The 18,377-nt window shown below is 57.0% G+C and carries 19 protein-coding genes; 6 read left to right on the top strand and 13 right to left on the bottom strand.

Translation table 11 applies throughout. The features are described 5' to 3' along the window. Positions 1-475: 475 nt before the first annotated feature. Positions 476-1,717 (top strand): M10 family metallopeptidase C-terminal domain-containing protein, encoded by a 1,242-nt coding sequence (locus PhaeoP97_RS17400; protein ID WP_072506181.1) that lies wholly within the window; start codon positions 476-478, stop codon positions 1,715-1,717. A gap of 30 nt (positions 1,718-1,747) precedes the next feature. On the opposite strand, the gene rlmN is transcribed toward PhaeoP97_RS17400, so the two are convergent. The 3 genes from rlmN to PhaeoP97_RS17385 form a co-directional block, all read right to left on the bottom strand. Then, on the bottom strand, positions 1,748-2,932 hold the full coding sequence (rlmN, locus tag PhaeoP97_RS17395; RefSeq protein ID WP_072506180.1) for a dual-specificity RNA methyltransferase RlmN: 1,185 nt from the start codon (positions 2,930-2,932) through the stop codon (positions 1,748-1,750). Positions 2,933-3,173: 241 nt separating this feature from the next. Next, positions 3,174-3,332 carry a hypothetical protein gene (locus tag PhaeoP97_RS20670; protein WP_237028960.1) on the bottom strand — a complete coding sequence of 53 codons (159 nt, stop codon included), beginning with the start codon at positions 3,330-3,332 and terminating at the stop codon, positions 3,174-3,176. Between the two features lie 206 nt (positions 3,333-3,538). After that, entirely contained in the window at positions 3,539-4,069 is a 531-nt protein-coding gene (locus PhaeoP97_RS17385; protein ID WP_192849670.1) for an invasion associated locus B family protein, read from the bottom strand. 172 nt (positions 4,070-4,241) lie between these two features. On the opposite strand from PhaeoP97_RS17385, the gene PhaeoP97_RS17380 reads away from it, so the two are divergent. Then, positions 4,242-5,240 carry an asparaginase gene (locus PhaeoP97_RS17380; RefSeq protein WP_072506177.1) on the top strand — a complete coding sequence of 333 codons (999 nt, stop codon included), beginning with the start codon at positions 4,242-4,244 and terminating at the stop codon, positions 5,238-5,240. Between the two features lie 75 nt (positions 5,241-5,315). Here PhaeoP97_RS17380 and PhaeoP97_RS17375 read toward each other — a convergent pair whose 3' ends face one another. The 5 genes from PhaeoP97_RS17375 to serB form a co-directional block, all read right to left on the bottom strand. Next, positions 5,316-5,630, bottom strand: coding sequence for a YciI family protein (locus PhaeoP97_RS17375; RefSeq protein WP_072506176.1), 315 nt, complete (start codon positions 5,628-5,630; stop codon positions 5,316-5,318). 42 nt (positions 5,631-5,672) lie between these two features. After that, positions 5,673-6,101, bottom strand: coding sequence for an SRPBCC family protein (locus tag PhaeoP97_RS17370; protein ID WP_072506174.1), 429 nt, complete (start codon positions 6,099-6,101; stop codon positions 5,673-5,675). Further along, entirely contained in the window at positions 6,098-6,418 is a 321-nt protein-coding gene (locus tag PhaeoP97_RS17365) for an ArsR/SmtB family transcription factor (RefSeq protein ID WP_072506556.1), read from the bottom strand. The genes PhaeoP97_RS17370 and PhaeoP97_RS17365 overlap by 4 nt, the downstream gene beginning before the upstream one ends. Before the next feature lie 106 nt (positions 6,419-6,524). Continuing rightward, positions 6,525-7,283: a TSUP family transporter gene (locus tag PhaeoP97_RS17360; RefSeq protein WP_072506173.1), complete on the bottom strand. Its 759-nt coding sequence runs from the start codon at positions 7,281-7,283 to the stop codon at positions 6,525-6,527. A 4-nt stretch (positions 7,284-7,287) separates the two neighbouring features. Then, positions 7,288-8,163, bottom strand: a complete 876-nt coding sequence (gene serB / locus PhaeoP97_RS17355; RefSeq protein WP_072506555.1) for a phosphoserine phosphatase SerB — start codon at positions 8,161-8,163, stop codon at positions 7,288-7,290. Between the two features lie 290 nt (positions 8,164-8,453). Between serB and PhaeoP97_RS17350 the strand changes: the two genes are divergently transcribed. The 3 genes from PhaeoP97_RS17350 to PhaeoP97_RS17340 all read left to right on the top strand — a co-directional run bounded on the left by PhaeoP97_RS17350 (position 8,454) and on the right by PhaeoP97_RS17340 (position 12,146). Continuing rightward, a complete protein-coding gene (locus PhaeoP97_RS17350) occupies positions 8,454-9,608 on the top strand; it encodes a phosphoserine transaminase (protein ID WP_072506172.1) in 1,155 nt (384 codons plus the stop codon). Positions 9,609-9,724: 116 nt separating this feature from the next. Beyond that, on the top strand, positions 9,725-11,320 hold the full coding sequence (serA, locus tag PhaeoP97_RS17345; RefSeq protein WP_072506171.1) for a phosphoglycerate dehydrogenase: 1,596 nt from the start codon (positions 9,725-9,727) through the stop codon (positions 11,318-11,320). A gap of 97 nt (positions 11,321-11,417) precedes the next feature. Beyond that, positions 11,418-12,146 carry a metallophosphoesterase family protein gene (locus PhaeoP97_RS17340; RefSeq protein ID WP_072506170.1) on the top strand — a complete coding sequence of 243 codons (729 nt, stop codon included), beginning with the start codon at positions 11,418-11,420 and terminating at the stop codon, positions 12,144-12,146. An 86-nt stretch (positions 12,147-12,232) separates the two neighbouring features. Here PhaeoP97_RS17340 and tdh read toward each other — a convergent pair whose 3' ends face one another. The 4 genes from tdh to PhaeoP97_RS17320 all read right to left on the bottom strand — a co-directional run bounded on the left by tdh (position 12,233) and on the right by PhaeoP97_RS17320 (position 15,790). Further along, positions 12,233-13,261: an L-threonine 3-dehydrogenase gene (tdh, locus tag PhaeoP97_RS17335; protein ID WP_072506554.1), complete on the bottom strand. Its 1,029-nt coding sequence runs from the start codon at positions 13,259-13,261 to the stop codon at positions 12,233-12,235. 8 nt (positions 13,262-13,269) lie between these two features. Further along, positions 13,270-13,890 (bottom strand): class I SAM-dependent methyltransferase, encoded by a 621-nt coding sequence (locus PhaeoP97_RS17330; protein WP_072506168.1) that lies wholly within the window; start codon positions 13,888-13,890, stop codon positions 13,270-13,272. Further along, the gene (locus PhaeoP97_RS17325; RefSeq protein WP_072506167.1) at positions 13,887-15,089 is read right to left on the bottom strand and encodes a glycine C-acetyltransferase; all 1,203 of its coding nucleotides are present in this window, start codon (positions 15,087-15,089) and stop codon (positions 13,887-13,889) included. The genes PhaeoP97_RS17330 and PhaeoP97_RS17325 overlap by 4 nt, the downstream gene beginning before the upstream one ends. Positions 15,090-15,223: 134 nt before the next feature. Beyond that, positions 15,224-15,790: a helix-turn-helix domain-containing protein gene (locus tag PhaeoP97_RS17320; RefSeq protein ID WP_072506166.1), complete on the bottom strand. Its 567-nt coding sequence runs from the start codon at positions 15,788-15,790 to the stop codon at positions 15,224-15,226. 153 nt (positions 15,791-15,943) lie between these two features. Between PhaeoP97_RS17320 and PhaeoP97_RS17315 the strand changes: the two genes are divergently transcribed. Next, positions 15,944-17,119: an acetyl-CoA C-acyltransferase family protein gene (locus PhaeoP97_RS17315; RefSeq protein WP_072506165.1), complete on the top strand. Its 1,176-nt coding sequence runs from the start codon at positions 15,944-15,946 to the stop codon at positions 17,117-17,119. 77 nt (positions 17,120-17,196) lie between these two features. Here PhaeoP97_RS17315 and PhaeoP97_RS17310 read toward each other — a convergent pair whose 3' ends face one another. Then, positions 17,197-18,372 carry an ABC transporter permease gene (locus PhaeoP97_RS17310; RefSeq protein ID WP_072506163.1) on the bottom strand — a complete coding sequence of 392 codons (1,176 nt, stop codon included), beginning with the start codon at positions 18,370-18,372 and terminating at the stop codon, positions 17,197-17,199. Positions 18,373-18,377 lie beyond the last annotated feature (5 nt).

The raw sequence follows: 18,377 nt of genomic DNA, 5'->3' as shown, positions 1-18,377 counted from the left end.
AGTTTGGAAACTGTTGTGCTGAAATGGCAGAAATGTACCGTGATTGAGGAAATTTCAGGGCAAGCTATCGAGGCTCTTTCCCATCAGGGTACGGCAAACTCGGACAAATTCCCCATACACCGCTAGAGTTGCCGCGCCCCCGGTGTGGCTGTGATCTCCGAGAGGAGAATTTACATGCCTCAACTCATTCTCAATTTCAGGTAATTGTTTCAAATGTGAAATCTGTTCGCAATAATGACATTATCTGTTGGATGACTTTCATTCGAGAAATGATTCATCTCGAACGTCAGTCAAGGTGCTGAAAAAAATAAACTTTCAGAGAGTATCAGCAAGTCCAGTATCACCCTAATAGCCATAGAAACCGCCTTGGCAGCGCAACGGGGCAGCGCACGAAGATCAAAAAAATCCCCAAATTCGGCGAATCTACGCCACATTCGTTGACGAGAGTGACGACAACCCAACGTGGAGTTGTTGCATGCCTCGAGTCAGTGATTATTCAGCGCTGTTGTACTATCTTGATGGTGACCACTTTCGGTGGAACGCCCCGGCCGAATTGGGTACGCAAGCGGTTATCACCTACAGCTTCACCGAAACAGGAAACCTTGCTGACCCGACAATCAGCGACCCATTTGGCGCGACCGAGTATTGGTCTTTTGACGCAGATCAGCGCGATCTGTTTCGAGAAGGCCTCGCCCTATACGAACAAGTTTCAGGCGTCCGCTTTATCGAGATTGAAGGTCGGTCGATGATCAACGCCTTTGGCTCCACCGGTAGCTCTGCGGGTGGTTGGGCCAATATCGCAATGTCCGGGGACGGGTTCACCGGCAGCAGTGATCTGACTGTCGACACCGGTATCATGACCAAGGGGACATATGGATATGTCACCATCTTGCACGAACTGGGTCACACGCTCGGCCTCCAGCACTCACACGATGGCGGTCTCACATTGGAAGCGCACGCGGACACAGCCGAAAACACGGTTATGTCGTACAATCACTACCCTTCCTACGTGACTGAACTGGGGACGTTTGATGTGCAAGCCATGCAGCACCTGTACGGCACCAGTGACAGTTTTGACGGCTGGGAGATCATCGGCGGTGGCAGCGATCCGATCATCATCCGCAGCACTGGCGCCTCTGAGACAGTGATAGGGACAGATCAGAACACCACGATCAACGCCAAGGGTGGCCATGACCATGTCCAGGGACGCGAGGCCGATGATACGCTGCGAGGAGCAGACGGTCGCGACACAATTATCGGTGGGCTGGGAGAGGATCGCTTATTTGGTGGCAATGGCGCCGACGTTCTAAGTGGTGGGACCACTACAGATGCCTATTCCGGTGGAAGCGACAACGATGTTCTATATGGCAACCGTGGCCACGATGTTCTGCACGGGGGATCCGGCAATGATCGCCTGATAGGCGGGATTGGTCGCGATACGTTGGTCGGCGGTGATGGCAGCGACACGCTCACAGGCGGCACCGGCGCAGACAGCTTCGTTTTTGACCAAGCGGACGCTTATGAAACCGACAAAATCACTGACTTTGGCCGTGGCGCTGATGTGATCGACTTGTCCGCCCTGTGGCTGGACAACATCAACCAGCTGGACATCACCAAAGAAAACGGCACCACCACCATCACTTATTCAACTTGGTTTGAGGTGGAGCTGACCAAGTACACCGACTCCCTGACGGAATCGGATTTCATATTCAGTTGAGGCAGCCGGGGACCTGCCCAGAGGTCGAGGTCAGGGGTTTAGCCCCGCCTCGGCCTCAATCTGTTTACGGCTCTTGCGCGCCCGCTCGGTGGCCGATTTCAACTGGCCACAGGCCGCCAGAATATCTTCACCACGCGGCGTGCGAATCGGCGATGCGTAGCCCGCCCGGTAGATGATATTGGCAAAAGCGTGGATCCGATTGTTCGACGACCGTGTGTAGGGTGAGCCTGGCCATTCGTTGAACGGGATGAGGTTCACTTTAGCAGGGATGCCGTCGATCAGCTTGACCAGACGATGCGCGTCCTCATCGCTGTCATTGACGCCGTTCAGCATTACATATTCAAACGTGATCCGCTCAGAGTTGGTCAAACGCGGATAGGCACGCAACGATTCCAGAAGTGCCTCGATATTCCACCGCTTGTTGATCGGTACCAATTTGTCGCGCACCTCGTCGGTGGTGGCATGGAATGACACCGCCAGAAGGCAGCCGATTTCCTCGGCAGTGCGGGCGATTTCCGGCACCACACCCGAGGTCGACAACGTAATACGACGCCGGGACAGGCTGATACCCTCTGGGTCCATCGCGATTTTCATCGCATCGCGCACGTTCTCAAAATTATAGAGCGGCTCCCCCATCCCCATCAGCACGATGTTCGACAATAGGCGCGTCTCATCCGTGCGCGCACCAGGCACGGGCCATTCGTTCAGATCATCACGCGCCATCATAATCTGACCGACCACTTCGGCAGCCGTCAGATTGCGCACCAGCTTTTGAGTTCCCGTGTGACAGAAGGAACAGGTCAGTGTACAGCCCACTTGAGAAGAGATACACAGCGTGCCGCGCCCATCTTCGGGGATATAAACCACCTCGACCTCATGCCCACCGGCGATCCGCACCAGGTATTTACGTGTGCCATCGGTGGAAACCTGTTTGCTCACGACTTCCGGGATCGCAATGTCAAAATGCTCTTCCAGTTGGGCACGATACGGCTTTGCCAGATTAGTCATCTCTGCAAAATCGCGCTTGCCCCATTGGTAGATCCACTGCCAGATTTGTCCAACCCGCATTTTGGCTTGTTTTTCCGGCGTACCATGCGCAATCAATGCTTCGCGCAACTGGTCGCGGGTCAGTCCCACAAGATTGATCTTGCCGCCCTCTGGCATCTTCCGGGGCAGGGTCAGGACGTCTTGGGTGATCGGCGCATTGGCGGTCATGGCAAAAAGACTCAGTCTGTTTGAGTGGATGCAGCTCTATATAGGATTCTTGCCAAAGATCAAAAGGAATCCTGTAGATTCAGCTTTCGAATCGCTTTTGGCGCGTATTTCATCAGCGCGTTGACCCGATCCCGCATCAAGCTAATGCGACAGGACAGAACTGCGATTCCGGTCCCGGAACCACCACCAAAGGTCGCCCCGACAAAATCGCGTGATCACTGCGAAACCTCTCCCAGGATTCTTACCCTACCTCAAGAGCGGGCACCGCGCTGTATCGGCCAGTCGATACATCCAGATCAGCGGCGGATTCACGCGCATATTCAAACGCCCGTGACAGCGCCATGTTAGTACGGGTTTTATCCGTTTCGAGACAGGTGCGCACCTTTACCTGAGTGGCCATCTCACTGCACTCCATCGCCGGATCTGCGAGGGCTGGCGACGGCAGGGCAAGAAGAGCTAAAAACATACAAGTTCGCATGGTTTGTATGTCCTTAAGTCTCGCTTCAACAGAGCTTTGCGTGATCCGTTCAAAAAACAAAAACCCCGGACACGAGCCGGGGTCTGTTAGCGTTTTTATTGAGCTGGCGAAGTGATTTCCGAACGACCTCAGTTGCAGCGTTTTTCCGCGTCTTCAACCGCAGCGGTGAAGCCCAATAGCGAGAACGTATCTTTGGTCTGCGTGCCACGTGCTGAGCGGGCCGTAAGAACGGCACTGGCGCCACGCTTCATCGCGGTGATAATCTTGGCGTCATCGGCAGCGGTCGCAGGCCAAGCCCATTCACCCTCGGTAAAAAGTTCGAATTCGCTATCGCCAACAGACAGATTCACGGTGGACCCAGGTGCAAACGGATAACCGCCGGTAAAGGTCACTTGGCCCTTGTCACCAGTTTCTGGCCGATAAAAAACAAACAGTTGAATTTTTCCACGGCGCACGGCCTTTACCCGACCATCGCGGGTATTCACGGTCTCCTTGGGGGCTGAAACACCCCAGCATTCCTTAGGGCTTTCACCTTGAAAGACGCTCCAGTCGACTTTGCTCGCAACACGGTTGTCGGATTCCGCCTGCTGTGCGGATGCGCTGGTGGCCATTGCGGCCAGACACAGGCCCGCGATGCAGCGGACGAGTTTTGATGCCATTTGTCCCAACTCCAAGACTGTCTTTACCTCAAATAAGCCAGGGTACATGCGGCGTTGCCTTCGCCATCTGGTCCCAATCCCCTCGCTTGTGTACTCATACACACTATCGTAACTATCGCCACGGGTGAAAGCCCGTTTTGGCGGGAAATTGCCAACAAGAAAGGCGTTTGTGATGACCAACCCCGTACCCATGACCGAAGTTTGGCGTGGCCCGCTTCTGGAAAGCCTGCACCACGGTCATGCTGTTGTTTGCAACGCCAAGGGCGAAATCATACGCAGCTGGGGTGATCCAGCGGCTGTGATCTACCCGCGTAGTTCGGCCAAGATGATCCAGGCGCTACCGCTGATCACCTCCGGCGCTGCTGCAAAATATGGGCTGACCTCCGAGCAGCTGGCGCTGTCCTGCGCCTCTCACAATGGCGCCGAAATTCATACCAGCCGAGTAAATGCCTGGCTTGATCAGCTGTCGATGTCCGATCAGGATTTTCGCTGCGGACCGCAGTTGCCGGATGATATTCCGGCTCGCAATGCGCTAATCAAAACGGACACCAGCCCCTGTCAGGTGCACAACAACTGCTCCGGCAAACACGCCGGTTTTCTGACATTGTCCCAGCACCTAGGCGCCGGTCCTGAGTATGTCGAGATTGATCACCCAGTCCAGCAAGCCTGCCGCAGCGCATTTGAACAAGTGACCGGTGAAACCAGCCCTGCATATGGTATTGACGGTTGCTCTGCTCCGAACTTTGCAACCACTGTAATGGGTTTGGCCCGCGCGATGGCATGGTTTGCCTCAGCCGTGGATCGCTCGGATCGTGATGCGGATGCAGCACAGCAGTTGGTAAGCGCGATGATGGCCCATCCCGAGCTGGTTGCGGGTGAAACCCGTGCCTGCACCAATCTGATGCGTGCTATGGGTGGCAAGGTTGCTATCAAAACAGGGGCCGAAGCGGTCTTCATCGCCATCCTGCCGGAGCAGAAACTGGGCGTCGCGCTCAAGATCACGGATGGGGCCACCCGCGCCAGCGAATGCGCCATCGCCAGCATCCTGGTGGGGCTGGGTGTTCTGGATGCCGATCATCCTGCCACATTGAAGTACCGCAACGCACCACTGATCAATCGTCGTGGCATCGACTGTGGTTCAATCCAGCCCTCCGCTGAAATGATTTTCTGATAAAAAGTAAAACACCCCGGACAGCGCTATTACGGTATCCGGGGTGTTAAATCTGGCGCTCGTACCGCGGGCTGCCTACATTTCGATGATCTCGGCCACTTCAACCGAACCATCACCATTGGCCACCATCGGGCAGCCATTTGCCATTTTACAGGCTGCATCAATGTCTAGCGCTTCAACCACGGAATACCCGGAGAGCGGATTAGCACCGCCATTATCTTCGACGCCGGAATGCTGAACTGTCTTTGACATTCCCACCGGATTGCCTGGCACGACAAGCGCGTCGCCCATGCCACCCATCCAGGTTTTCCAGGCATCCATGACCTTAGCCCCCTCTTCCGGTGTCTCCGGTGTCTTGCCGCCGTGATATGCAAAAATAAACTGTGGCATTGGGGTACTCCTCTCCCGTTTGGGCCTTCGTTAACAACAAATTCAGTGAATGGTGGACGTCAGTTTGCGCAGGGTGGACTCCCAGCCTTTCTGATGCCTTGCCGCCTGATCGGCACCGTCCAGATCGCGGTGATCAATCACCAATCGCGCGCCGATCTCATGCGGCTCTACGGTAAAGGTCACATGGCTTTCGTGACCGCGCGCGCCCGTGTCGTCATGCCAGCCCCACGTGAATCCAATGGAATGCGGCGGGCGCACGTGGGTCACCACACCCGAGACATGATACCTGTCGCCATCGGCGTTGATCATTACCGTGGACCAAGGCCCTTCTTTGCGCAGATCAAGAGTGTATTCTGGAACGGTTATCCCTTCCGGGCCCCACCATTGCAATAATTTGTCGGTCTGACTGATCCACTCAAACAGTCGTTCCGGGGTCACCGGCAGGTCGCGTTCCAGTCGTAAATTGGTCATTCCAATTCCTCCGTCAGGGCGGCCTCCAACCGGTCCAGGCTGCTTTGCCAAAATGACTGGCGCGACAGAGTCCAATCGGCAATCAGTTGCAGTCCTTGCGGACGGGCCGAATATAGCCGCCGCGTCCCATCCGCACGTTGCGCAACCAGCCCGGCTTCTCGCAGAACTTTCAGATGGCGCGAAACAGCCGGTGCAGTAATCCCGGATCCACGGACCAGATCGCCCGCCGGCAATTCACCATGTTCCATCAACTGCTCAACAATGGCCATACGGGTTTCATCGGACAGCGCGGAGAATGATTTCAGCAGGGGTGTCATATGCCCATACATAACACATCGGTTAATTAATGGATAGGTTAAATTTTACCATGTAGCCTTAGATCTGCCCAACAGATCGTGAAATGATAAAATAAATTCAGCTAACTTAGACCATATCCCACAGCAAACGCAGGGCAAGAATGACAGAGGTCAGCACCAGAAGCGGTTTGATCACCCGTGCGCCCTGTTTCTGTGCCAACCCGGCACCGACCCTTGCGCCAACAATCTGCGCAGCGCCCATGGCCAATCCAACGCCCCACCAGGGTGTCGCGACAAAAGCAAAGGCCAGCAGCGCCCCCGCGTTAGATGCAAAGTTCAGCAGCTTTGTATGTGCGGTTGCCCGCAAAATGCCGAAACCGGCCAACGACACGAAACCAAGCATGTAGAAACTACCGGCCCCAGGTCCCAGAAGGCCATCATAGAGCCCGCAGAGCGGCACAATTGTGACTGCAAACAGCGTCGGCGAAAGACGCCGTGCCCGGTCGCTGTCATCCAACCCCTTTTTGGTGGCAAAGAATACCGCAATCCCAATTAGCAGCAACGGCAGTATCCATCGGATCCACGTTGTCGGCAAAACAGATATCAGCAGCGCTCCGCAGATCGAGGCAAGGCCGGCGATCAACGCTGATCCGGCCTGCGCCCGCAAGTCGACATGACCGCCGCGGGAATAGCTGATCGCCGCGGTGGCCGCTCCGAACAACCCTTGAATCTTGTTGGTCGCCAAAGCGGTGATGGGATTGGCACCCGCCAGCAACAATACGGGCACTGTGATCAATCCTCCGCCTCCCGCAACCGCATCGATGAACCCAGCCGCGAACCCTGCTGCCATCAAAAGCAGCAGGACATCAAATCCCACTTCGAACATAGAATCAGCCTTTGAAATCTGTTTTGGCGTAGCCTTGGATATACAGCAGTGCCGTCAGGTCGCCGTGGTTGATACGGATATCACATTCTGCGGCCACGGATGGTTTGGCGTGCAAGGCAACCCCTGCACCTGCCCGGCCCAACATGCCTAGATCATTGGCCCCGTCACCAACCGCCATGACATCCGCCTCGCTCAACCCGAGACGGGCGGTGATCTGTTCCAGCGCCTCAACCTTGGCGGCGCGCCCCAGAATCGGCATACCGACCTCGCCAGTGAGCAAACCATCGGCGACCAGCAACGTATTGGCACGGTTCTCATCGAATCCCAGCTGCTCTGCCACCCGTGAGGTGAAGGTGGTGAACCCACCGGACACCAGCGCCGCATAGGCCCCGTCAGCCTTCATCGTAGCCAGCAGCGCGGACCCACCAGGCATCAAGGTGATGCGACGATCCAGAACCTGAGCAATCACTTCGACAGGCAACCCTTTCAGCAGCGCCACGCGCTCCCGCAGGGCACCGTCGAAATCCAATTCACCATTCATCGCACGGGCGGTGATCTCCTTCACACGCGTGCCAACACCCGCCTCCTCGGCCAGCTCATCAATACATTCCTGCTGGATCATGGTGCTGTCCATATCGGCCAGCAGCATCTTCTTGCGACGCCCCTCCCCTGGCTGAACCACCAGATCAACGCCAAGATCCTGCAGATCGGCCCAGACCTCCCATTGGTTGTCCGGCAACCGCTCCAACGAGAACTCTGCAGCAATATCGGGTGCCAGCCACTGTGCGTCCCCGCCACCCCAGGCATTGCGCAGAGAGTCGACAAGCGCAGGCGCAAGGCAAGGGTTTTCCGGATTGCAAAGCAGGGTGGCAACAAACATCGGCAGGCTCCGTTCGGCAGGGTTGCGCCCGTCATACGCCCGCACGCCCGCCATCGCCAAGCCCTCGATTCCATCCGGGCATCAAAACTACACTGCGTGCGTCCCATCTGCGACGTGTCTGCGGCCGCAAGTGTCATCTGTTTCCGAAAGGCGTCAGAATAGGTCGTGATTGATCCCGATATAGCCGGTATCAGTCGTTTTTTAGCTTGCCGCGCGGGAATTCAGCCTCTAGCCCTGTTTGTGGGACACCTCTCCCCAACGAGAGGCGCTTATCTGGAAGGATAGCAGTAATGGCTATTGAACAACCGGCAACGCGGCCGGGTAATCCGCGTTTTTCTTCTGGCCCCTGTGCCAAACCCCCCGCATTTGATCTGACCAAACTTGCAGGCGCGCCCTTGGGCCGCAGTCACCGTGCTGCCATCGGCAAGGACAAGCTGCTCGCCGCAATTGAAGGCACGCGCGAGATCCTCGGCGTACCGGCGGATTACCGCATTGGCATCGTGCCTGCCTCGGACACCGGCGCCGTTGAGATGGCGATGTGGAACCTGCTGGGCGCACGCGGCGCGGAGATGCTGGCCTGGGAGAGCTTTGGCGCGGGCTGGATCACAGATGTTGTCAAACAGCTGAAACTGGACGCGGTTGTGAAGACCGCCGATTACGGTGAGCTGGTCGATCTGGCCTCTGTCGATTTCAACAATGATGTGGTCTTCACCTGGAACGGCACCACCTCCGGCGTACGGGTTCCCAATGGCGACTGGATCCCGGCAGATCGTGCAGGGCTGACCATCTGCGATGCGACCTCTGCCGCCTTTGCGCAGGATCTGCCGTGGGACAAACTGGATGTGACCACCTTCTCCTGGCAGAAAGTTCTGGGTGGTGAGGCCGCACATGGCATGATTATCCTATCCCCGCGCGCGGTCGAACGGCTGGAGAGCTATACCCCAGCCTGGCCCCTGCCGAAGATCTTCCGCCTGACCAAAGGCGGCAAACTGATCGACGGTATCTTCAAGGGGGCGACGATCAACACCCCCTCCATGCTGGCGGTTGAGGATTACCTGCTGGCGCTGGACTGGGCGCGGTCTGTTGGCGGTCTGGATGGGTTGAAGGGACGCGCAAACGCAAATGCTCAGGCGATCTTCAACTTCTGTGCCAACCGCCCCTGGATTGCCAATCTGGCAACAGATCCCGCGACACGGTCAAACACCTCAGTCTGCCTGAAGTTTACCGATCCGCGCATTCAGGATGGCGCTACCTTTGCCAAGGCAATCGCCAAGCGGCTGGAAGCGGAGAACATCGCTCTGGACATCGGCGCCTATCGCGACGCCCCGGCTGGTTTGCGCATCTGGTGCGGCGGCACCGTTGAGACCTCGGATATTGAGGCAATGCTGCCCTGGCTCGAATGGACCTTTGAGGTCGAAATCGCAGCCCAGTCGGTCTCTGCCTGATCAAGACGCCGCCTGCCCGACAAAACACATCGGGCAGGCACCAAATACCCAGACGCCTAGCGCGGCGTTATTCCAGACATTCGGCCCAACCGGCCCCCGCATGAAGGACCTAACCCATGGCTCCCAAAGTTCTCATTTCCGACAAGCTGTCCGAAGCCGCTGTTCAGATTTTCCGTGACCGCGGTATCGACGTTGATTTCCAGCCCGACCTTGGCAAAGACAAGGACAAGCTGGCCGCAATCATCGGCGACTACGACGGGCTTGCGATCCGCTCGGCGACGAAAGTCACGCAGAAAATCCTCGACAACGCCACCAACCTCAAGGTGATCGCCCGCGCCGGTATCGGCACGGACAATATCGACAAAGATGCCGCGTCGCAGAAGGGCGTGATCGTGATGAACACGCCTTTTGGCAATATGATCACCACCGCCGAGCATGCCATCGCCATGATGTTTGCTGTCGCGCGACAGATACCTGAGGCCTCCGCCTCGACCCATGCCGGGAAATGGGAGAAGTCCAAATTCATGGGGGTTGAGCTGACCAACAAAACCCTTGGCGTAATTGGGGCTGGCAATATTGGCGGCATCGTCTGTGATCGCGCGCGTGGGCTGAAGATGAAAGTCGTCGCCTATGATCCCTTCCTCAGCCAAGAGAAGGCTGACAAGATTGGCGTGGAGAAGGTAGAGTTGGATGAGCTGCTCGCGCGGGCCGATTTCATCACCTTGCATGTACCGCTGACCGATCAGACCCGGAACATCCTGTCCAAGGAAAACCTGGAGAAGACCAAGAAAGGCGTGCGGATCATTAACTGTGCGCGTGGCGGGCTGGTAGATGAAGCCGCCCTGGCAGAGTTGCTGACCTCTGGCCATGTCGCCGGTGCGGCCTTTGATGTCTTCTCCGAAGAACCAGCCAAAACCAACCCATTGTTTGGCCTGCCGAACGTGGTCTGCACCCCGCATCTGGGCGCCGCCACCAGCGAGGCGCAGGAAAATGTTGCCCTGCAGGTCGCGGAACAGATGTCCAACTATCTGCTGGACGGCGCTGTTGAGAACGCGCTGAACATGCCCTCTATGACCGCTGAGGAAGCCCGCGTCATGGGCCCATGGGTTGCCCTCTCCGGTCATCTCGGCGGCTTCATCGGGCAGATGACGGATGAGCCCATTCAGGCAATCAATATTCTCTATGATGGGGTCGCGTCTGAGATGAACCTCGCCGCGCTGAACTGCTCTGTTGTGGCCGGCATCATGAAGAAGCTGAACCCGGACGTGAACATGGTGTCCGCACCAGTGGTGGCCCGCGAACGCGGCATTCAGATCTCCACCACCAATCAGGATAAGTCCGGCACCTTTGACGGTTATATCAAGGTCACGGTGGTCACCAGCAAGCGCGAGCGTTCGGTGGCCGGAACCGTGTTCTCCGACGGCAAACCACGCTTCATCCAGATCAAGGGCATCAATATCGACGCCGAGGTTGGCGCGCATATGCTCTACACCACCAACGAAGATGTCCCCGGCATCATCGGTACACTGGGGCACATACTGGGCGACATGGGCGTCAACATCGCCAACTTCACGCTGGGCCGGTCAGCGGCCGGGGGCGAGGCGATTGCCCTTCTCTACGTTGATGAACCGGTTCCTGCGGCGGCGCGCGCAGCTCTGGCAGAAACCGAATTCTTCAACCAGATCAAGCCGCTGCAATTTGATGTCGCCTGATCCTGAACCCTCAGAAATGTCAACAGATGCGCCGCCCGTCATAAGGGCGGCGCATTTCGTGTTTCATCCTTTTGAATAATACAGCAGGAGCCCACTCGTGACCGCACCCATCTATGCCATCGGCGACATTCACGGCCAGCTCGACAAACTGGAGCTAGCGCTCACTCAGATCGAATCGGACGGTGGCCCGGATGCGCAGGTGGTGTTTTTAGGCGACTTCGTTGATCGCGGCCCAGACAGCCGTGGCGTAATCGACCTGCTCGTCACCGGGCAAGCTGAGGGCCGCAACTGGATCACGCTTATGGGCAATCACGACCGGATGTTTGCCTGGTTCCTAGAGGACATGCCCCGTCACGACCCGCATATGCTTGTCGGATACCACTGGCTACACGACCGGGTCGGTGGGATCGAAACGCTGGAGAGCTATGGCGTGACCTTTCCTGAACGCACCCGTCTGGAAGATGTCCACACCGCAGCCAAAGCTGCGATACCAGAGGAACATGTCAATTTTCTACTGTCCTTGGCAACGATGCACCAAACAGATGATCACGCCTTTGTGCACGCTGGCATTCGCCCCGGTATCCCACTGGCGCAACAGACCGAAAACGATCTTGTCTGGATCCGCCAACCTTTCCACCAACATGCCAAAGCGCATCCCAAGCTCATCGTACATGGACACACACCAGTGGATCGAGCACAGCACTACGGCAACCGCGTAAACCTTGATACAGGCGCTGGCTACGGCAAGCCGCTCACCACAGCTGTATTTGAAGGCACCTCTGTCTGGGTATTGGAACCAGACGGACGACAGACCCTTGCGCCCTAAAGTTTTCTTCTGACGGTAAATATCCTGGGGGTAAGCACCCCTTGGCGCGAGGGGGCAACGCCCCCTTCTGTTCTGAACGGCGCAGGTCAGCGCCAATCCAGAACAACCTTTCCACTGCGCCCTGATTTCATCGCTGCAAAGCCTTCGGCAAACTGGTCAATGCCAAACCGATGGGTAATCACCCGGCTGACATCCAACCCATTCTGCAGCATGGCGATCATCTTGTACCAGGTCTCGAACATCTCGCGACCATAGACCCCCTTAAGAGTGATGGCCTTAAACACAATCCGGCTCCAGTCTACTGGTGATTTTCCAGGCGGTATGCCCAGCAAGGCAATCTTACCGCCCATCACCAATGCCTCGACCATCTGGTCCAATGCCGCCTGATTGCCGGACATTTCCAATCCGACATCAAAGCCCTGCTTCATGCCCAGCTCATGGACAACGCCCTGAAGCTCCTCTTGGGTCACATCCACTGTGCGCAGCGTCGGCACCACATGGCTCGCCAGTGCCAACCGATCCGGGTTGATGTCGGTGATCACGACATGACGCGCGCCAGCATGTCGCGCCACGGCGGCGGCCATAATGCCAATCGGCCCCGCGCCAGTGATCAAAACGTCCTCACCCAACAGATCAAAACTAAGCGCGGTATGCACGGCGTTGCCCAGAGGATCCAGAATAGCGCCGATTTCGTCCGGGATATCATCCGGCAAGGGCACGACATTAAAAGCAGGCAGCTTCAGGTACTGGGCAAAAGCTCCCTGCTCATTGACACCGATCCCCCGCGTGCCCGGATCAAGGTGGAATTTACCCGCGCGCGACTGGCGTGAATCCGTCTTGATCAAATGACCCTCACCCGAACAGCGCTGACCAATATTCAACTCGCTCACATTGCGACCGATTTCGACAATCTCGCCTGCAAACTCATGCCCTGTGATCATCGGAACGGGCACCGTATGCGCAGCCCAGTCATCCCAGTTCCAGATATGGATGTCAGTGCCACAGATGCCTGTGGTGTTGATCTTAATCAGCACCTCATCCGGCCCGATCTCAGGAACCGGCGCCTGAACCATCCACAGACCTTCTTTCGGATGGCTTTTCTCCAGCGCCTTCATCATCTTGGTCATCCTGCATCCTCCGGTGCCATACGCTCAAACACCATCCAGTCCCACATATTGCCGGCAAGCCTGTTGTGGTCTTGATGCGAAGTGTGCCGGGAAAATCGGCGCAAATGCAGCCCAGCCTGCTCTGCCTGCCCGCGGACAGTCAGATGATCAAGAACATTGCTATTATGTTCCGAAAACACCTTGAGCGAGATCACCAATATCCCGGTCGGGTGCAACAGACCCGCAAGGACCCTCAGCGCAGCAGAGCTGATTTCAGCATCTAAATGATGCCAAACTGACCCGACCAAAACCACATCGAATTGCTCTCTGGTCGTCGTCAGCCTGCTCAGATACGGCAGTTGGTCCTGCACCCATGTAATTGTCGCTGGGTGATGCGCCTGGCCGTATTGGATAAACTCATCCACAGGCTCGACTGCGGTGACATCATAGCCCGCCTTTGCGAACCAAGCTGCATCACGACCACTGCCGGCACCGATGTCCGCAATCCGAGCCGGGGCAGCTGGCAGGTGATCGAGAACAGGTTCCAGTACAGTCTTGGAGGACAATGCCTCGAACCGTGGGGCAAGGTCTAATGCCTCTGCCGCGTAGCCTGCCAGAAGAGCGTCCTGATCGCTCATGAAATCACACCCAGCTCTTTGCCCACCTTGCCAAAGGCCTGCAGAGCGCGTTCAAGATCGCTCTTTGTCAGAGCGGCGTTCATCTGCGTACGAATACGCGCCTGTCCGCGCGGCACCACCGGGAAGAAGAAACCTGAAACATAGACGCCTTCGTCAAACAGTCGCGCGGCCATATCTTGGGCTAACTGCGCCTCACCTAACATGACGGGCACGATCGGATGCTCTCCTGGCAGCAGGTCAAAGCCCATATTTTCCAAGCCGTTACGCCAGAAACGCGTATTTTCAAACAGCTGCATACGCAGGGCGTTGCCCTCTTCAACAAGACGGATAGCCTCCAGTCCCGCAGCAACAATCGATGGCGGCAGCGAATTGGAGAACAAATAGGGCCGCGCCCGCTGCCGCAGCAGGTCAATCACTGGCTGCGGCCCAGCAATATAACCGCCGATAGCCCCCCCAAGTGCTTTGCCCAACGTCCCTGTAACGATGTCAACATCGACGCCAAAATGTTCTGGCGTGCCTGCGCCTGTCGCCCCCATAAAACCAGTGGCATGACAGTCATCGACCATAACGAGGGCATCGTATTTGTCCGCCAACGCACGGATCTCATCCAGTTTGGCCAGATAGCCATCCATGGAGAACACACCATCCGTCGCAATCATGATATGACGCGCACCATCCTCACGGGCCTGTTTCAACCAGGCCTCCAGATCTCTCATGTCACTGTTGAGGTACCGATACCGCTTGGCTTTGCACAGGCGAATGCCATCGATGATCGACGCGTGATTGAGACTGTCGGAAATAATCGCATCCTCGGGTCCCAGAAGTGGTTCGAACAAGCCGCCGTTGGCGTCAAAACAGGCAGCAAACAAGATCGCATCGTCCTTACCCAAGAACTTTGCCAGACGGCTTTCCAGCTCACGGTGGATGTCCTGCGTGCCACAAATGAAGCGGACAGACGCCATACCGAATCCCTTGTCATCCATCACGCTGCGGGCCGCAGCGATCAGATCGGGATGGTCTGCCAATCCCAGATAGTTGTTGGCACAGAGGTTGATCACCTCACGTCCGGTTTCGGATCCGTCGTTAACAGTGATTTCGCCCCCCTGAGGGGAGGTAATCATTCGCTCCCGCTTGTACAGACCGTCCGCTTCGATCTGTGCCAGTGTCTTGCTGATATCGGTCAAAAAGGCAGTGGTCATGGCAGGGCTCCTCGTATGCACAAGTCATCATCTACCATAGCGGAATAATTTCCGAAATAGGGGATTTCGTAATAACGGAAAAATATCCGTAAAGATGGATTTACCGAGGCGGTACGGACCCCCCCTGCACTCCCTCACGCATTCTTTACGATCAGAAACACCCGCGCCGCGCCAGCGTTCGCAGTGATCGCATGAGGCACATCAGCGGCGTAGCGGGCGGTGTCCCCTGCAATCAGACTGTCGCGTGCATCGCCGGATGACAGCAGCACCTGCCCCTCAAGCACGGTCAAATGTTCCACCGTGCCTCGTCCGTGCGGTTGACTGTTCAGCGCACCACCAGAATTCAGCCGAATGTCATAGACCTCATGTCCGCCGGCGTCCTCGGGCGGAGAAAGAATTCGGATCAGACACCCCTCGCCCATATTCTCAATCGACGGCACATCATCATCGCGCAGCACTTCGATTCGGTCGCGGCTTTCGCTGTTGTCCAACAACCCCGCAAAATCGACCTGCAACGCGCGGGTCAAATTCCACAGTGTAGCAATGGTGGGACTGCTCTCACCCCGTTCAATCTGGCTGACCATTGAACGGGATACACCCGACAGATTGGCCACAGCTTCCAGGCTCAACCCTTGGGCGCGTCGCGCGGCTTTCAGCCGAGCAGGCAGAAGCGTCAGGATATCGTCTACATTTTCCGTCATGGTGGATTTTCTGCGCTTTCACATTGCAATTGTCAAACGGTCCGACCACTGGACCATGGCACATTCCCTGCACCATACCGTGACGGCACGTCCCGGCAGACAGGCTGATACTGCAAGTGCATACTTCCGCCAACCTTATGAAGGAGAGAGACAATGACTGATATCGTGATCCTGGATGGCGCTCGTACCGCCATTGGTACTTTTGGCGGTGCGCTGGCTGGCACCCCCCCAATCGACCTTGCGACAACTGTGTCCAAGGCCGCGATGGAACGTTCCGGTATCGACCCCGAACAAATCGGCAATGTGGTCTTTGGCCATGTGATCAACACCGAGCCCCGCGACATGTACCTGAGCCGCGTGGCGGCGATGCAGGCTGGCGTCCCCAACGGCACGCCAGCGATGAACGTCAACCGGCTTTGTGGATCTGGCGCGCAGGCGATTGTCTCCGGCATCCAGTCCCTCATGCTGGGCGATGCGGAATTTGCCCTTACCGGTGGTGCCGAAAACATGTCGCGCAGCCCCTTTATCGTGCCAAGCGCCCGCTGGGGTCAAAAAATGGGTGACGCCCGCGCATTGGACATGATGCTGGGGGCGCTGAATTGTCCCTTTGGCACCGGCCATATGGGAGTCACCGCAGAGAATGTCGCGGATGAACATGATATCACCCGTGCACAGATGGATGAATTTGCCCTCGCCAGCCAGACCCGCGCTGCTGCGGCGATCGAGGCCGGATACTTCGCGAGCCAGATCATCCCGATTGAGGTGAAGGTAAAGCGGGACATGGTTCCGTTTGACGTCGATGAACACCCCAAGGCCAGCACGCTTGACACCCTCAGCGGGCTGAAACCCGTGTTCAAAAAAGATGGCCGCGTCACTGCCGGCAATGCCAGCGGTATCAATGATGGCGCCGCCGCTATCGTCATGGCCACCGCCGATGCCGCGCAGAAGGCTGGACTAAAACCCAAAGCGCGCATTTTGGGCTACGCGCATGCCGGTGTCCGCCCCGAAGTCATGGGCATTGGCCCGGTTCCCGCAGTGCAGAACCTTCTGAAGAAAACCGGACTGTCTGCCTCCGATTTTGACGTCATCGAATCCAACGAGGCGTTTGCCGCGCAAGCACTGGCCGTGAACAAGGAACTGGGGCTCGACCCTGCGAAGGTGAACCCGAATGGCGGCGCAATCGCATTGGGCCATCCCGTAGGCGCGACTGGTGCGATTATCACACTGAAAACACTTTATGAATTGGAGCGCACCGGCGGCTCCAAAGGCCTCATCACTATGTGCATCGGCGGCGGTCAGGGCATCGCACTGGCGATAGAACTGCTCTGATCACAGCTCAGGAAAACGAAAAAGGCCCCGGTTCCACACCGGGGCCTTTTTGTATTCTCGTGTTGGATCTCGTGCCCTTAAGTTGGCGACATGCCCCGCAAACGTTCTGATCGGCGGCGCAGCATTTCAACCACGGTCAGCAGGCAGATCGAGACGACAACAAGGATTGTCGCAACCGCCAGGATCGTCGGTGAAATCTGCTCACGCAGGCCAATAAACATCTGCCAAGGGAGTGTCTTCTGACCGGCCGAGCCGACAAACAGCACCACAACCACCTCGTCGAAAGACGTGATAAAGGCGAAGAGGCCACCAGAGATAACACCGGGCAGGATCAGCGGCATCTGCACCCGAAAGAAGGTGGTGACAGGACCAGCGCCCATATTCGCCGCAGCGCGCGTCAGTGAACGGTCAAAACCCACCAGCGTTGCAGTCACCGTGATGATCACAAACGGAATCCCCAGCGCTGCGTGCGCCAGAACCACACCAAAGTATGTCCCCTGAAGGCCGATACGGCTGTAGAAGAAATACATGCCCGCTGCGGAGATGATCAGCGGCACGATCATGGGCGAGATCAGGATCGCCATGATCGCACGACGAAAGGGCACATGAGGCTGGCTGAGCCCGATGGCCGCCAAGGTTCCAAAGCCCACTGACAAGATCGTTGCCATCGGCGCAATCTTAATGGAGTTCCACATTGCCTGCTGCCAATCCGCATTCGTGAAGAAGTCACGATAGTGCTTCAGCGAATAGCCATCAGGATCAAACTGCAGCATCTTGGGCGTGAAGGTGAAGAAGTCCTGCGCATTGAAGGACAGCGGCATCACCACCAGGATCGGTGTGATCAGAAAGATGAAGATAACACCACAGATCACCCGAAACGTATAGTGCCACAACACCTGACCAGGCGTGAGGTACGGCGCCAAATGCACGCGATAACGCGAGGTCGAGAGCCAGAAAATGAACCAGCCAACAAACGCGCCAAACAGCAGCCCCATGACGGCGGACGGAAGTCCAGCCATTACATAACCCGCCGCGGCGAAGGCCGCAGCCAGGATCCAGCGGATCAGCCGCTCCTGATCGCGCATGCCAGCCAAGACAAAGCCAAGACCGCCAATGAGTACGGCACCAATCAGCACGCCAAGCAGGCCAGAACCCTGTGCGGTGCCAACAAACAGTCCAAAGAAAGCCCCAGCAGCAGCAGCGACAAGCGCCACGAAACCGGGAGTTTGGTTTTCAACAGGTGTCAAAGCCATGTGTC

It is taken from the genome of Phaeobacter porticola (assembly GCF_001888185.1).
Lineage (GTDB): Bacteria > Pseudomonadota > Alphaproteobacteria > Rhodobacterales > Rhodobacteraceae > Phaeobacter > Phaeobacter porticola.
This window is presented reverse-complemented; position numbering and strand designations above follow the sequence as displayed.

Excerpts from the sequence above, each read along its gene's own strand:
- PhaeoP97_RS17400 (WP_072506181.1), top strand. The coding sequence starts at position 476 with ATGCCTCGAGTCAGTGATTATTCAGCGCTGTTGTACTATCTTGATGGT.
- rlmN (WP_072506180.1), bottom strand. The coding sequence starts at position 2,932 with ATGACCGCCAATGCGCCGATCACCCAAGACGTCCTGACCCTGCCCCGG.
- PhaeoP97_RS20670 (WP_237028960.1), bottom strand. The coding sequence starts at position 3,332 with ATGGCCACTCAGGTAAAGGTGCGCACCTGTCTCGAAACGGATAAAACC.
- PhaeoP97_RS17385 (WP_192849670.1), bottom strand. The coding sequence starts at position 4,069 with ATGGCATCAAAACTCGTCCGCTGCATCGCGGGCCTGTGTCTGGCCGCA.
- PhaeoP97_RS17380 (WP_072506177.1), top strand. The coding sequence starts at position 4,242 with ATGACCAACCCCGTACCCATGACCGAAGTTTGGCGTGGCCCGCTTCTG.
- PhaeoP97_RS17375 (WP_072506176.1), bottom strand. The coding sequence starts at position 5,630 with ATGCCACAGTTTATTTTTGCATATCACGGCGGCAAGACACCGGAGACA.
- PhaeoP97_RS17370 (WP_072506174.1), bottom strand. The coding sequence starts at position 6,101 with ATGACCAATTTACGACTGGAACGCGACCTGCCGGTGACCCCGGAACGA.
- PhaeoP97_RS17365 (WP_072506556.1), bottom strand. The coding sequence starts at position 6,418 with ATGACACCCCTGCTGAAATCATTCTCCGCGCTGTCCGATGAAACCCGT.
- PhaeoP97_RS17360 (WP_072506173.1), bottom strand. The coding sequence starts at position 7,283 with ATGTTCGAAGTGGGATTTGATGTCCTGCTGCTTTTGATGGCAGCAGGG.
- serB (WP_072506555.1), bottom strand. The coding sequence starts at position 8,163 with ATGTTTGTTGCCACCCTGCTTTGCAATCCGGAAAACCCTTGCCTTGCG.
- PhaeoP97_RS17350 (WP_072506172.1), top strand. The coding sequence starts at position 8,454 with ATGGCTATTGAACAACCGGCAACGCGGCCGGGTAATCCGCGTTTTTCT.
- serA (WP_072506171.1), top strand. The coding sequence starts at position 9,725 with ATGGCTCCCAAAGTTCTCATTTCCGACAAGCTGTCCGAAGCCGCTGTT.
- tdh (WP_072506554.1), bottom strand. The coding sequence starts at position 13,261 with ATGAAGGCGCTGGAGAAAAGCCATCCGAAAGAAGGTCTGTGGATGGTT.
- PhaeoP97_RS17330 (WP_072506168.1), bottom strand. The coding sequence starts at position 13,890 with ATGAGCGATCAGGACGCTCTTCTGGCAGGCTACGCGGCAGAGGCATTA.
- PhaeoP97_RS17325 (WP_072506167.1), bottom strand. The coding sequence starts at position 15,089 with ATGACCACTGCCTTTTTGACCGATATCAGCAAGACACTGGCACAGATC.
- PhaeoP97_RS17320 (WP_072506166.1), bottom strand. The coding sequence starts at position 15,790 with ATGACGGAAAATGTAGACGATATCCTGACGCTTCTGCCTGCTCGGCTG.
- PhaeoP97_RS17315 (WP_072506165.1), top strand. The coding sequence starts at position 15,944 with ATGACTGATATCGTGATCCTGGATGGCGCTCGTACCGCCATTGGTACT.
- PhaeoP97_RS17310 (WP_072506163.1), bottom strand. The coding sequence starts at position 18,372 with ATGGCTTTGACACCTGTTGAAAACCAAACTCCCGGTTTCGTGGCGCTT.